The sequence below is a fragment of the Clostridium sp. UBA3061 genome (genome assembly GCF_002367465.1).
Taxonomy (GTDB): domain Bacteria; phylum Bacillota; class Clostridia; order Clostridiales; family Clostridiaceae; genus Clostridium_J; species Clostridium_J sulfidigenes.
In genome coordinates, this window is sequence record NZ_DFCF01000028.1 from 28,130 (window position 1) to 43,050 (window position 14,921).

At 28.6% G+C, this 14,921-nt stretch carries 16 protein-coding genes; 4 read left to right on the forward strand and 12 right to left on the reverse strand.

The features are described from left to right. The first annotated feature begins 146 nt into the window (after positions 1-146). The gene (locus tag B2P65_RS17360; protein ID WP_346849230.1) at positions 147-800 is read left to right on the forward strand and encodes a TVP38/TMEM64 family protein; all 654 of its coding nucleotides are present in this window, start codon (positions 147-149) and stop codon (positions 798-800) included. 64 nt (positions 801-864) lie between these two features. On the opposite strand, the gene B2P65_RS17365 is transcribed toward B2P65_RS17360, so the two are convergent. From B2P65_RS17365 to B2P65_RS17390, 6 genes are all read right to left on the reverse strand, one after another. Then, positions 865-1,650, reverse strand: a complete 786-nt coding sequence (locus tag B2P65_RS17365) for an ABC transporter ATP-binding protein (RefSeq protein ID WP_346849231.1) — start codon at positions 1,648-1,650, stop codon at positions 865-867. 169 nt (positions 1,651-1,819) lie between these two features. Continuing rightward, positions 1,820-2,605, reverse strand: a complete 786-nt coding sequence (locus B2P65_RS17370) for an ABC transporter permease (RefSeq protein ID WP_346849232.1) — start codon at positions 2,603-2,605, stop codon at positions 1,820-1,822. Then, positions 2,602-3,471 carry an ABC transporter permease subunit gene (locus B2P65_RS17375; protein ID WP_346849233.1) on the reverse strand — a complete coding sequence of 290 codons (870 nt, stop codon included), beginning with the start codon at positions 3,469-3,471 and terminating at the stop codon, positions 2,602-2,604. Before B2P65_RS17375 ends, B2P65_RS17370 begins: the two co-directional genes overlap by 4 nt. Beyond that, on the reverse strand, positions 3,461-4,669 hold the full coding sequence (locus B2P65_RS17380) for an ABC transporter substrate-binding protein (protein ID WP_346849234.1): 1,209 nt from the start codon (positions 4,667-4,669) through the stop codon (positions 3,461-3,463). The genes B2P65_RS17375 and B2P65_RS17380 overlap by 11 nt, the downstream gene beginning before the upstream one ends. Continuing rightward, positions 4,659-5,258, reverse strand: coding sequence for a CDP-alcohol phosphatidyltransferase family protein (locus tag B2P65_RS17385; RefSeq protein WP_346849235.1), 600 nt, complete (start codon positions 5,256-5,258; stop codon positions 4,659-4,661). The genes B2P65_RS17380 and B2P65_RS17385 overlap by 11 nt, the downstream gene beginning before the upstream one ends. An 8-nt stretch (positions 5,259-5,266) precedes the next feature. Next, positions 5,267-6,043, reverse strand: coding sequence for a (Fe-S)-binding protein (locus tag B2P65_RS17390; protein ID WP_346849236.1), 777 nt, complete (start codon positions 6,041-6,043; stop codon positions 5,267-5,269). Positions 6,044-6,295: 252 nt separating this feature from the next. Here B2P65_RS17390 and B2P65_RS17395 point away from each other — a divergent pair, with 252 nt between their 5' ends. Next, positions 6,296-6,751 carry a rhodanese-like domain-containing protein gene (locus B2P65_RS17395; protein ID WP_346849237.1) on the forward strand — a complete coding sequence of 152 codons (456 nt, stop codon included), beginning with the start codon at positions 6,296-6,298 and terminating at the stop codon, positions 6,749-6,751. Positions 6,752-6,791: 40 nt separating this feature from the next. Here the strand turns inward: B2P65_RS17395 and B2P65_RS17400 are convergent, their stop codons facing one another. From B2P65_RS17400 to B2P65_RS17420, 5 genes are all read right to left on the reverse strand, one after another. Continuing rightward, positions 6,792-7,505 (reverse strand): TVP38/TMEM64 family protein, encoded by a 714-nt coding sequence (locus B2P65_RS17400; RefSeq protein ID WP_346849238.1) that lies wholly within the window; start codon positions 7,503-7,505, stop codon positions 6,792-6,794. Positions 7,506-7,704: 199 nt separating this feature from the next. After that, positions 7,705-8,661 carry a sulfurtransferase gene (locus tag B2P65_RS17405; protein ID WP_346849239.1) on the reverse strand — a complete coding sequence of 319 codons (957 nt, stop codon included), beginning with the start codon at positions 8,659-8,661 and terminating at the stop codon, positions 7,705-7,707. A gap of 195 nt (positions 8,662-8,856) precedes the next feature. Then, positions 8,857-9,513 carry a tRNA (guanosine(46)-N7)-methyltransferase TrmB gene (gene trmB, locus B2P65_RS17410; protein ID WP_346849240.1) on the reverse strand — a complete coding sequence of 219 codons (657 nt, stop codon included), beginning with the start codon at positions 9,511-9,513 and terminating at the stop codon, positions 8,857-8,859. 64 nt (positions 9,514-9,577) lie between these two features. Then, entirely contained in the window at positions 9,578-10,231 is a 654-nt protein-coding gene (locus B2P65_RS17415; protein WP_346849241.1) for a site-2 protease family protein, read from the reverse strand. 443 nt (positions 10,232-10,674) lie between these two features. After that, positions 10,675-12,051 carry a PhoH family protein gene (locus tag B2P65_RS17420; RefSeq protein ID WP_035135555.1) on the reverse strand — a complete coding sequence of 459 codons (1,377 nt, stop codon included), beginning with the start codon at positions 12,049-12,051 and terminating at the stop codon, positions 10,675-10,677. 213 nt (positions 12,052-12,264) lie between these two features. Between B2P65_RS17420 and B2P65_RS17425 the strand changes: the two genes are divergently transcribed. Together B2P65_RS17425 and B2P65_RS17430 are read left to right on the forward strand one after the other, a co-directional pair. Continuing rightward, a complete protein-coding gene (locus B2P65_RS17425) occupies positions 12,265-12,684 on the forward strand; it encodes a Fur family transcriptional regulator (protein WP_035135687.1) in 420 nt (139 codons plus the stop codon). 92 nt (positions 12,685-12,776) lie between these two features. Then, on the forward strand, positions 12,777-13,712 hold the full coding sequence (locus B2P65_RS17430; protein WP_346849242.1) for a hypothetical protein: 936 nt from the start codon (positions 12,777-12,779) through the stop codon (positions 13,710-13,712). A 193-nt stretch (positions 13,713-13,905) separates the two neighbouring features. On the opposite strand, the gene B2P65_RS17435 is transcribed toward B2P65_RS17430, so the two are convergent. Beyond that, on the reverse strand, positions 13,906-14,874 hold the full coding sequence (locus B2P65_RS17435) for a hypothetical protein (protein WP_346849243.1): 969 nt from the start codon (positions 14,872-14,874) through the stop codon (positions 13,906-13,908). Positions 14,875-14,921: the final 47 nt, after the last annotated feature.

Consider the following 14,921-nt stretch of genomic DNA (forward strand, 5'->3'; position numbering starts at 1 on the left):
CTAAAATTAAAGTTAAATTACTACATTTAGTAATCATTACATTTTACTTATAGAAATTCTCTATACTAATTTCAATATATTGACTTACACTGTTAATTTATATACTATATGTTATGGAGATATAGTCACTATAAGGAGGCAACACTGTGAAAAAAAATAAAAAACTTACAATTTCAATGATAACCCTTTTAATACTTGTTATCACCTATCTTGCATTTTTCAGAGGATTAACTCCAGAGATTTTAAGAAATTACATAGGTGGTTTTGGCTACTTAGCACCATTTATTTATATATTATGTTTTACTATACTTCCAATCGCTTTTTTCCCTGTACCTATCTTAGCCCTTGCTGCAGGACTTCTATTTGGATTTCTTCCTGGCACCATATATACCTTAATTGGAGCAGTTTTAAATAGTGCCATAATGTTTTTAATGGCTAAAGTCCTAGCAAAGGATGCTGTTACTAATTTACTCCAAAGAAAGCTTCCTGAAAACTGGAGCAGCTTCTTATTTAATTTAGATGAAAAAAAAGGCTTTGGAATTATATTTATTCTAAGATTAATACCAGCCATGCCGTACAATTTAATTAATTATGGTGCTGGATTAACATCAATAAAGTTCAGTTCCTATATGTTAGCTACTATCCTTGGAATTCTTCCAGGTACCTTAGTATTTTTGAACATTGGAAATCAAGCTTTGAATATCCATAACCCAGCATTTATGGTATCAATTATACTTCTAATATTGCTGACGATTTTCTCTTTAATCCTTGGAAAAAGGATAGGAAAAACCAATTCTTAAAATAAACCTCATATGAAATTCCCCATAACATTTAACTATATAATATAAAAAATAAGGATATCAATTAAATAATTGACTCCTTATTTTTTATCTTTATAATTCTATCAGAAAAAATAATCCTTCCATCCCCTAAAGTAGTAATTTCACCTAAGTATTCATCAATACAAGGTATATTAGTTAATCTATTTAGGTTTTCTGTTTTATCTACTAAAGCTATACTTCCTTTAAATAAAAAAGCTATACTACTACTCATAGAAAAAGCATCTTCCTTTTCATGAGTGATCATAATGGTAGTAATTCTAAACTGTCTTTGTATCTTCATTATATAGTCTTTTATATAATGCTTTAAATTATTATCTAACCCTGTAAAGGGCTCATCAAGCAAAAGCACCTTAGGCTCTATAGCTAAAGCTCTCATTAATGATATTAACTGTTGTTGTCCCCCAGAAAGTTGATGGGGGTACTTTTTCATATGTTCACTCATGTTAAAAAACTCAACAAGAAATTTGACCTTATCATCAATATATTTCCTTGGAAACTTTCTCATTTTTAATCCAAACTCTACATTTTCTCTTACCGTCATATGTGGAAAAAGTTGATTTCCTTGGTGTACCATTACTACATTTCTTTTTTCCATAGGTAAATAGTTAATAATCTCACCATCTAATCTAAGCTCTCCCTCATTAGGTAATATAGCCCCTGTAATAGTCTTAAAAATTGTAGACTTTCCTGCCCCACTAGGACCTAATATAGAGAAAAACTCTCCATCTTCAATAGTTAAATTAATATTTTTTAGAATTTCCTTATTACCAATAGAAAAATATATGTTTTTAAGCTCTATCTTACTCATATTTAACCCATCTCCCTATATTTATCATTAGGCATCTTCAAAAAATAAATAAGTCAGAATGCTCGTTTATTTTGTGTTATACTGCGTCAACAGAACCCTTAGATAGTGCTACTATCTGCGGAACCTGTTTCCTTGTCTAACTCAAAATATACTTCCCATCTTTGACTTGTTATTTATTTTCAGATGCCTTACTGCACTTCTTTGTTATATATGAACTCATTATCATTACTATTACTCCATGTAGTATATACATTAATGTATATACCGAAGCTATATTTCTGTTAGAATTTCCTATATACGGTGTCATAATCATAGAAAAGTTAACATGGCTATTATCTCCAATAAACATGTTTATGAAATACTGAGAGTAAGATATAATAAATGCCATAAAAAAACTTGATGCATACCCTTGAGCATATAGTGGTATATTCACATATTTAAACGCTTGCCAAAAAGATGCACCCAATCCTCGAGCTGTAAGCTCATCTCCTATACCCCAAACAGTATAATAGGAATATATTAATTTAAATGCATAGGGTAAGGAAAAATAAATATGTAACACTAAAACAGCAATACTACAAGAAGTAAAATAGTTTAGAAATAATTTATGACTTCCTAAACATATACTTATTACTGGTAATAACATAGGTAAATAAAAAATGCTTTCGAATGTGACTTTATACTTTATATGGGTAGTTATAAAAAATCTTGCAGCCATGATACTTAAAACTAAAGATATTAATGCTACTTCTATAGAAAAGAAAATAGACTTTATTCCAATAAACCAATCTCCTGATGTAAAAAAGTATTTAAAACCATCTAGTGTAAAAGTATTAGGTAAAATATCCGTTGCTTTCCAATTTTTAAAAAAGGCCCAAACCATCATAGATATTATAGGAAGTACTAAAAATATAAGTATAGAAAATATCAATACACTTTTAATCCACCTTCTCACTCTCTTACCTCCTCTTGTCCATTATCCTTTATCATTTTATAATAAAGCACACATAATATTAAAGATATTATGATCATTATCATATTTATAGCCATTCCATATATTCTATTGGATAAATCTGCATTTAGGTAGGTTTTATAAGCATAAACCCCTATAGAAATTGGGTTTGATGGTCCTAGATAGTAAAAACCTTCATAAGTAAACATATTAAAATTAAATATTACTAAAAATGAAGTAAATATAGCTCTCTTAGCTAAAGGTAAAAGAATTTTTATTATATACTGAAATCTTGTACATCCTAAGTTCTGTGCTATAAACCTATAATTTTTATTTGCTTTCATAAAAATAGGAGCAACACTAAATGCTATGAAAGGCATACCTTTAAAAATATTTAAAAGTATTACTGCTATTCCCTTGGAGTTAAAAATTAAATTTATATTTATATTAGAAAATCCTAATAATGATATTATGTGAAATAGTAAGCCCTTATCACTATAAGTTGTATATATAAGAACTGCCGCTGCCACATAGGAGAGTAGAATTGGCAATCTATATAAAACATTTATAAATTTATTCCTTGATTTTGATATGTAATATCCTAGATAACTACCTAAAACTGTAGCAATTACTGAAGATACTAAGGATATTTTAAAACTATAGTATAAACTATTTAAAAAAACAGGATCTGAAAATAACTCTTTATAATATTTAAATGTAAAATTATTAAAGGAAAGCTCAGGAATATATCCTAAGCTTTCCATAAAGGTATTGATAATAACAAACATAGTAATTACAACTATCACAGATAAAGATGGAATAATCATTAATCCACCAATAACCTTTTGTCTCTGCTTATTATTTATCAAAAAGAATCACATCCTCCCATACCTTTTCTATAATTACTACTAAGTCTGATCTTAATTCTGCTTGTTGATGCTTTGAAAGTTCTTCATAGCTTAGAATTGTATGCTCATACTCTTTATCTGGAGTAAGCTTCTCATCAAGTTCCTTCTGTTGTTCCTCACTTAACTTATTGTATTCAATAGATGGTAAATCCGCCCATCCTCTTAAGTCTGCTTTAGACATCTGCATTTCAGCTGATAGGGCAGCATTAATTACCTTTAATGCTCCATCTACATTAGATGCATTAGCTGCAATGGCTAAATAATGTGTATTAAATGGAGTTCCCTTATCCCATACAAAGGATTTAGTAGACACAGGCCAACTTTTATCCATTACTTTACTTAAAGCTTTATTAGCATTGTAATCCATGGCAATATCAACTTCACCATCTTGATATAAACCATCTAGTTGAGCAGAATCTGTAGGGTAAACCTCCCCTTTTTTCCATAGATAAGGCTCAATCCCTTTAAGGTATTCTAATGCAGGTGCCATAGCTTCTTTAACTTCATCATAATCTGCTGGTAAGTCCTTTAATTTATCATATCCAATAATATCATAAAGTACTGTTCTAACAAAGGCTGAGCCAGTAAAATCACTAGCCTGAGGATATGTAAATCTACCAGGATTCTTTGTTACATACTCTTTTAACTTTTCTATATTAGTTGGTGGTATATTTATCTTATCGCTATCATAATTTAATACAAATTGAGCTGTTCCCCAAGGCACTTCATATCCTTCTGTAGGATACCCAAAATCCTTATTTGCAGCATCACCTTCTAAGTCTATATACCTTTGTGTATTTTCTAATTTATCTAAAAAAGGTCCATACAAAAGCTCATTTTCCTTAGCATAATGAAAATTTTCACCATTTATCCATATAATATCAATAACCCCTTTTTCTGTAGAACTTTTTTCATTAGTAAGTTTCAGTAAAATTTCATCAATATTCATAGGAATACGATTTAAAATAATATTGTAGTTCTCTTTTACATAAACTGCCAATTCCTTATCAATCCAAGTGTTAACTCTTTCATCTCCACCCCATCCATATAAGTTTACCACTTCAGCTTTATCATTTTTCTTACCACAGGCTACAAGTCCAAAAACAAGTATTATGGAAAGAATTATCAAAAGTTTTGATTTTAATTTCTTATTTTTCATTGTTACCTCCTAATACTTTAATTGCCATATATAGTCTTTGTACTGCTGTATATAAAATTAACACGGCATAAATAAATGCTAATATTTTCATATAAGAATAAAAGATTATCATAAAGGTAAACATTATAAACCCTTCAGTTCTTTCCATTAATCCAGCTTGATAATGAAAACTTTTAATACCTGTATTTTCTAAGAGCATTCCACTAGTCAAAAATACCGTCATAGATAAAATTATAGTGCAAGCTAATATCATTAAGGTAAAGGTTGCCTCATTACATACTATAGCAAAGGATATTATATATGAAATTTCAACTAATCTATCAAGCCATATATCTAATAATGTACCTATCTCTGAAACCTTACCGCTTTGTCTTGCCATAGAACCATCTACAGCATCTAAAAATCCAGAAATCCATAATAAAATTATTGATAAAATAAACTTACCAAAGGAAAATGAAACAGCTCCTACAATTCCAACAATAGCAGCAATAATAGTTATATGTGTTGGCATGAAACCGATTTTAAGAAAACTTCTTCCGATTTTATCAAATATTCTATCAAAATATTTTCTTCCCCTTGTATCTAACATTATCAATCTTACCTCTTACTCTTCCTTACAGAATTATACCTATTCTTCCAAGACCCATTAGCCTTTGTTTCCCATAATAATTCTAAAATATGATATGCTTCAAAACTATTTTTTCTAAAAGTATCTACACAAGAACTGCAGTATGTCACTATTTCTTTGGATGGTGCTTGTTTTGCACGAATTTCAAATAGCTTTTGACCCTTTTCTGGATATAAAGTCATAATCATATCTTTTTTCCCACAACAAATTGTTCTATCCCTATTATTAGGGAACTCTAATATATCTACTCCTAGTTTATTTAATATATTTCTTGCAGCAACAGCATTCTCCAAATAACCTCTTATTGGACAAGGATCATGTAAGGATAATTTTCTTCCTTTATATATATTATATTTATTTTTTGGGATTATCTCATCTAAAACTGTCCATGCTGATATTATTTCACAATTGCTATTTTCAACCAAAGTATTTTGGCAATTAGGACATAAAGTATAAATTTTCTTTACTCCATTTTTCTCAAAAGCCTTATTTAAAAACTGTTTTCTTTTCTCATAAGGTTGTCCCCCATCTATATGAAGTGATGGTTTTCCACAGCACATAGTACTTAATTTTAAATCAGGTAGCTGTGTTTTTAAAAGTTCATAGGTTTTCATCACTATTTCTTCTCCCATAGATAAAATAGCACACCCTGGCCAAAATACATTTTCTCCTGGTGAAAGCTCAATAAATAGTGAACTAAAACTAAGAAGTTGATGAGTTTTTATGCTTATTTTCCCCTTAACCATCCTCTTATAACACTACCTTTCTATGCATAAAAATAAGAGGTACTATTGACCCCTATTTCATATCCTTTTATTTCAACAAAAAAAGTATAGCTTTAATAATAATTATTGTCAATAAGTATAGCTATCTCTAATACACCTATTACTTTCAATTTAATTTCTCTATTTGATTTTAATGTATCCTTTATATATAATAACTTTGGTAATAGAAACCAATATAATAAATATATTAATTTACTTACGGAGGGATATAAAATGAAAAAGAAACTTACTCTTCTACTTGCTCTTTGCTTAATTATCTCAACTATGCTTATGGGATGTAGTAAATCAAAGGATACTTCAAAAGAAGGCGAAGAAAAACAATATCAATATTATACAGCTGAACAATTAAAAACTGCTATTGAAAATAAAGATGATACTTATTTAATAGATATACAGCCAAAAGAAGATTACGATGCACATCATATTGTTGGTACTGTTCCAACTTATGCTTATCCAGCAGATACTGATGATTTAAGATCTAAAATAGATGTTACCTTAGATGAAATTAATAAAACAGATAAACCAATAATAGTTGTTTGCCCAGGTGGTGGCGGTGGTGCTAAAAACACTATTGATTACTTAACAACTAAAGGTGTGGATGCAAAGAGAATGTTTATATTAGAAAAAGGCCAAAAAGGTTGGCCATATGATGAATTATTAGAAAAATAATTTTTATTATAAAATGCAGAGTGAATTTTAACTCTGCATTTTATTTTTTACTTTTCTTTTGTCTCTCATTATATATCTGTTTAAACATAAATACTAATACAGTTATTGCAAAAAGTATTAATAACGCCGTAACAATCATTTGAGCTCCACCAGTTAACATACCACCTATATAGGAATAAACAACAGTTGCTGGTAATTGTCCAATCCCTGTAGCCACTATAAATTCTAAAAATCCCATAGATGTTAATCCTGCTGCATAGGATATAAAGTCAAAGGATACAAAAGGCAATAATCTACATACTAAAATTGTATGTTTACCATACTTTTCAAAGAACCCATCCACACTTGCCATTGCATATTTACTAGTAAGTTTTTCAACAGCATCTCGTCCAAGAATTCTTCCAATATAAAAACACAAAGCTGCTCCTGTCATAGAACTAATCCATGATAATAGAGCACCCTTCCACCATCCAAAAATAGCAGCATTGGCAAAGGTTATTAGAAATGCTGGCAAGGGTGCTGCCACTGATTGAAACACCATTAGTAAAAATGAAACTAATACTGCATATATTCCAAAGGATCTTATATATCCAGCCACAGACTCAATACTCATAGAGCTGAATAACATAAAGATGCCATTTACTTTTGAATTGAAAGTTGGTATGAAAAAATATGCTAAACTTAGTGATACTATAATAATTAATATTAAGATTTTTCCTAAATTTCTTTTTTTGTGTGTCAATTTCTTTTCCATAACATACTCCTTACTTTAACTATGTATATTTATCCATAGAAAATCATATTTACTTATTATCTTTTTTGTATCATATATAATATCCAAGCTATTCAGTAATTTGTATTATTTCTTGTATTAGATATAATGTTTTTCTATTGTAATAAAGTATTCTTTGATATCAAAGAATACTTTATTTTATAATATTAACTTTATGATATTATTTTTCAACTTCCTCTACCGCACACCATCTATAGTATGATTCATCATAATTTAGAGAATTTTCAAATCCACACATTTCAAGAATTAACTGCATATATGCAGAACGAATACCTGCTGTGCAATAGGTTACTATCTTATCACTTTTTGATAATCCTGATGTTTCAAATATTTTTGTTAAATCATCATTTGACTTTAAATTTCCTTCTTCATTAAATAAATCTGTGTATTTAATGTGTATTGCCCCTGGTAAATGACCACCTTTTGCCTCACCATACAAGGTCTTTCCTTCATACTCTTCATCAGCACGAACATCTACTACCTTTACATTTTCATATTCTTTTTTTAAAGCATCAGTGTTAATTAAATGAGTATCATCAATAGCCTCAATTTTTACATCTGCTAGCTCTGGTGTAGCAATCTCCTTTACTACTGGTAACCCTGCTGATACCATAGCATCGTATCCACCATCAACCATTTTAACATTATCATAGCCTGCTGCTACAAGCTCCCATAAAATTCTTCCGTCATCGCCCCATCCATTTTTAGCCGCTGCAAAAATAATAATCTCTTTATCTTTATCAATACCAAGGTTACTTAGCTTTTTACTTAACTCTTCTGGTTCTAGAATAGTACCCCACATCTCATCTCCAGCTTTGCTATCTTCAACTTTAGCAATAGACTGCCATGCCATAGCCATTGCTCCTTGAATAGTTCCTTTTTTTGCAGTTTCTTCACCCCTTGCATCAATGAGAAGTAGATTTTCTTTTTCTAAACTTTCTTTTACATATGAAACATCTACTATGTACTTACCTTTAAAACTAACCTTTTCTTCAACTTGAGCTCCTTTTGAAGAATTTGCTTCTGGTTTTACTTCTTCTTTTTTACCACAACCGACCAAGGAAATAGTAGTAGTTAACATTAAGCTCATAGCTAATAATAATGCCTTTTTTCTCATATTAATTCCCCCCATATGGTTTTACTATTTTATATACCTACATAAATATAGCAAAGGCACTATTTATAGTCAAAACTTATTAAATATACTTATAGTTTTCTTATTTTCTATTTGAAATATCTATAGATTAAATACATTATAAAAATAAAAAAACAAGATTCAACATCAATATAAAGCTAAATCTTGTCCTTACTTTTATTTTATTCTTGCCACCAAGAACATAGTTTTCATTCCCATAGCTGTAAACTTGCTTTCATACTCTGTAACTACATTATCTTCAAATCCACTATTATGTAAATCATAGGTTATAAATTCTAAAGAAAATCCTGCTTCTTTAAAGTATTCTTGAGAATCATTGAATAAATCTACATCATCGGTTTTAAACCATATCTCTCCATTTGATTTTAAAAACTTTTTATATGATTGTAAAAATTTCGTATATGTAAGTCTTCTCTTGTTATGACTTTTTTTCGGCCAAGGATTACAGAAGTTTATATATATTCTATCTATCTCATCTTTCCCAAATACATTGTCTATAAGCATTATATTAAGGACTATAAGTCTTGCATTTATATCCTTTGCTCTTTCTATTACTTCAAATGATGCCATAACTTTCCTTAATGCATATACTACAACTTCATCTTTTAAATCTATTCCTATAAAGTTTACATTTCTATCTTTAATTGCACGTTGACTAATATGTCCTCCCATACCACAACCTAACTCTAAATGAATAGGATTATTATTTTCAAATTCTTCTCTCCATTTTCCGCAATGACCATATTTATCATATATTACAATATCACTAGCTTCTAATTCTGGTCTTGCCCAATGCTTTTTTCTAAGTCTCATATATTACTCTCCTCGATATTAGTTTGTTAAATTATATCATATATTTATTTTGTCTATATAAATTTTATAAAAATAAATATGTAGCCATAGCTGCAAAAATATTATATATATACTGTCCTGGTACTCCAACTACAAAATCTAAAATTGAAAATCCACCTATAATAGGTAGAACTAATATAATAAATATTAACATATTATTTTTATACATTATAGTTTGAAATCTTTCAGATTTATCTCCTAATATATCTACTATTATGCTAAATCCATCAAAACCTGGTATAGGTAATAAATTTAATATAAACCAAGAACAATTTACGATAGCTGTTTGTTGGATAATTAAATATATTATATATTTAATATCACTATTTCCTGGTATAAACTTGACATATAAAGCTAGAGCTATTGTAGCTATAAATCCTATAGTCAAAGTAGTTAGAAGTCCTCCAAGTCTTATTTTAAAATCATCTTTATAAAGATTTTTAAAATTTGATTTATTAATTTCTACAGGTTTTATCCATCCAAAACCTATTATAAGCATAAATATAAACCCAAATACACTGATGTGCTTCAAAGGATTTAAAGTATTTCTTCCATACTCTTTTGGGGTATCATCACCAAGTTTTATAGCAATTTTAGATTGAATATATCCCTTAAATGTAAATGCAACTAAAATTGCTGGTATCACTAAGATTCTTCCCAATAAATAATTATTGTTCATCCTTTTCACTCCTTCTGCAATACTCCTAGTATATCATATTTTTATCACTCTTTTTAATTCTTTTATTAATATAAAATTTTTATTATTTTTTCAACTACTTAATTTAATAAATAGTACTTATATTATGTCTTTACTATAGAGTTAATTACACTATTAAAATACAAAAGCAACTGAAACCCGCACGGATAAAACAACTAGTTAACTATTTATATATTTAACTGGTTCCATATGTAACATTTTAAATAGGTGCAATTTTAGCTATACTCACTCCATGTATTAATAACTTTTCTTAAATATAATATTGGAGTATTTGTAACATTTATCACTTTAATTAACTACAGAGCCAAAAAAGAACCGATAAATATTATAAAATATTTATCGATTCTTTACTATTATATAAATACTATAAAAATTATTATATCCTAATAAATTTATGATTTATACTACAAACGTTGAGCAGCTTCAAAGGATAGTGGTGATCTTTCACATTCATCATATTTCAAAGTTACTTGGTAACACAATTTACTACCTTTCATTCTTTCAGATGCATAACATAACCCATTAGACCTAGAATCCATAAATGGGTGATCTATTTGGTCTGGATCTCCAATAAGTATAAGTTTTGTTCCAATACCTACCCTAGTGGTAATTGCCTTTACTTGCTTTGGAGAGAGATTTTGAGCCTCATCAATAATTACCCACTGTCTTATTATTGATCTACCTCTTAAATATGCTATGGCTTCAGTGGTTATAATCCTTCTATCAAATAATTCATTTACCTTATCTTGTAACTCTTTTTCATTTTTATATCTTTCTTTTTCATCTGAATCTACTAGAACTTCTAAATTATCAAAAATAGGTCTCATAAATGGAGATATTTTTTGTTCTTCAGTACCTGGTAAAAAACCTATTTCTTCATCCATAGTTACATTAGGTCTACATACTAATATCTTTCTATATTCACCAGTTTCTTCTTCTATAATTTTCTGTAATCCTACTGCTAAAGAAAATAATGTTTTGGCTGTTCCTGCTGGACCTTTTACTATACTTAAAGGAGCCATATTAGATGACGTAAATAGACACTCTAACATGAATCTTTGTCCTACATTTCTAGCACTTAATCCAAGGGGTTTGCTATCCTTATAATGCAAATGTACTATATTTTCTCCATCAAATCTGCCTAATGCACTTTGTTTTTTATTTTCTAAGGAATGCATAACTAAAAATTGATTTGTATAAAGGGTAGGAGTATAATACTCATCATTTTCTTCTTGATAACATACTACGTCATTTTTAGATATAACCTTTTTAGAATAGAATTCTGAAAGCTTATCTTGTGAAACATAGACTTCCATTCTACCAGTATACTGCTCATCTCCAGCTGGAACTACCTTCTCATAAAAATCTTCACTTTTTACATTGACAATATCTGCTTTTATTCTTTCAAAGGTATCCTTTGTAATTAATATAACATCTTCCCCAGCATCTTTTAACGCTTTACATACTTGGAGTATCCTGTTATCAGCTTTATTTCTATCCCAAAACTTTGGAACTTCTGCATTTAAGCAATTAGTCTCTATTCTTAATTTACCACCACCAGGAAGAGGTACTCCTTCATTCAAATTTCCTAACTTTCTTAATCCATCTATAATTCTCGATGCCTGTCTAGCATTTAATCCAAGGTCAGTTTTATTTTTTTTAAAATCATCCAGCTCCTCTAATACCACCTCTGGTATTACTACATCATTATTACCAAAAGATAATAATGCTCCTGATGAATATAATATAACGTTAGTATCTAACACATATGTTTTTTTCAAGTCATTCTCCTCCTCTCTTATACTATAATATATGAGTGACTTCTTATTAATTGAATTAATTTTTTAAATTTATATAAATATTTTATTGTAATTGCTATAATATATTATATAATATAGCTATATTATATAATAATCATTATCCATTCTTTCCCTTTGACAATGGATAATATTTATTATATAATATCTATAATAAATAACTATAGAGGTGATTCAATGGATATTAATTTTACCCAAGTTTTCAAAGAAAAAAAACTGAAACTTACACCTCAGCGTATAGCCGTATACAATTACTTGAAATCAACAAAAGAACATCCATCAGCTGAAACAATTCATAAAGCTTTAAAAGAAGCGTACCCAACTATGAGTTTAGCAACAGTTTATAAAACGCTAAAGGTTTTAGTAGACGTTAATTTAATTCAAGAGATTAATGTTGGAGAAGGCAACTTTAGATATGATGGTTTTGCTGATCCACATCCTCATATACATTGTATAAAATGCTCTAGGGTAGATGATTTAGAAGGTGTTAACTTTGATTTTCTAAATTCTAGTGTAAAAGATAATACAGATTATGAGATTATTTCTAATAAAGTATATTTTTATGGACTATGCCCTATGTGCAAGAAATCAAAATAAGAGATTAGATCATCTAATCTCTTTTTTATTTGTCTAATTTTTAATAATTATTATCTCTCTTTACACATATAATTTATGGAGGGGTGATTATAGTGTATAAGAAAAATAATTTGCATACTAAATTATTTAATATATTCTTATTTGTATTAGCTACTTTATGTTTTTTTAAACTATTTTTTGAAGAAGATAACTTAAAAGGAAAAAATGTTTTCAACTTATCTGAAGAAAACATTGTAATTAATGAAGATTTAAATAATGATAATAAAAAAGACTCCATATTTATTAAAAAATCTGACTCTGACTTATTAGCTCAGGTAAATTTAAATAGTAATGAAACCTATAGTTTAAACTATGATAAAAACTTGCAGACCCTTGGAGAATATTGCACATATTGGCCTGTAAGGGTTTCTACCTTAGATATTTCTAGAGATAATTCTAAAGAAATATTTATTCAAAGCTCTTTTCATAATAAAGCTGTTCAACATATTTTTTCTTGGAATGGAAATGGCTATGATGACATATTTTGTTCTACTAATAATTTATTAGGATTTATAGATAGTGCTAATAGTAGAACTCCTAAAATTATATCAGGTAATTTTCAAGATAATAATATTAATTTAAAGGGATATTTATATAATAAAGGCTCCCTTAAAGAATTTAATGATAATCTGACTACATCTTTACCAGGCAAGGATACTATAACTAACTTTATATGCCTAATAGAAAGTTTGCCTGACCCTTACTTGTCTGTTCCCAACTATTTTTACTCTCAAATAAGCGGTTCAGATTTAGAGAGTATTTTTAGACTTGCTAATGGATCAAATTATTATAAATTTCAAGATGGTTATTTTACAGATTTAGCTTGGGATAATACAGGAAATATAACCTGTGAAAATTGGATATTAAACTTTAGAGTAATAAGCACATCTGATAGTAAAAAAGTAAGTAATTTAACTATAAATTTAATGATAAATAAATATAATGATAATGATTTTCCATTTAAAATTACCTCTGTTAATATATATTAAGTTATTTTACCTTTTTAATCTTCGCCTCCCATTATTAGAATTATTATATTCAAAAAATAAAAATGGGACCTAATGGTCCCAGGGGGATGGGGGGGCCTCTAAAATTACTTCTAGAGGTTTATGGAGATTTTAACTTCCATTACATTTTTATTATTGACTAAATTATATTTTATATACATCTTTTTTAAATATTTTAATCTTTTTCTAAATTATTATATTCAAAAATTTTTTGTAATAATTTAATCTTATTTGGATCAATGAGTCTAATCAATATATTTATAATCTTATTATACTCTTCCTCCGTTAACCCTTTTTCATCTCTAAATATGTTCTCTTCAATTATATCTGCTTCATCTACTGTAGTAATATTTTCTTCTGAAAACTCATCACTTTTTATAATGTCATTTATGTCTAAATTATTTAAATCTACATTGGAAAAATCTATTCGTGAAAACTCCAAGTTATTCATGTTATTCAATATGGCATTAAAGTCAAGATTAGCTAATATTTCATCTACTGATTCTTTATCTTTTTTTTTTATCTCTGTATACTCTTCAACATTTTCATTATTGACATTATTACCATCACTATAATTATTAGAATTCATATTCTGTAGCAATGTTTTTAATTGTTCTATATCCTCTGGTTTAATCTGAGATAAAATTTGTTCTATAGAACTATGATTATTTACTGAATTATTACCATTGTTTACATTATTAGAAGGTGCTTGTGTATTTCCTCCCCCTAATAAAGAAGATATCATGCTAATTAAATCACCACTATCTCCTGTGTTACCTCCCCCGCCTATGCCTAAATTGCTAAGCAAGTCCAGAATACCGTTAAAGTTTCCGCCCATACCTCCTAACATGCTAGCCAACGGATTATTTCCTCCCATATTATTCATAGGATTATTCATTCCCATTGGATTCATCATGCCCATAGGATTCATTTCCATAGGATTATTCATTCCCATTGGATTGTTCATTCCAGCTGGATTATTCATTCCCATTGCACCTAAGTTAGCAGCCATATTCATTGCATTCATGCCCATATTATTATTCATTGGATTATTACCATTATATCCTCCAAAGTATCCATTATTATTTTGCTCTTGCACATAGTTTTCTTCTCTATCTCTTTTTCTATGCTTATGCTTTCCCATCTACTCACCTCTTTACTTATTATAAAATTTTAAAAAAGCAATCCATG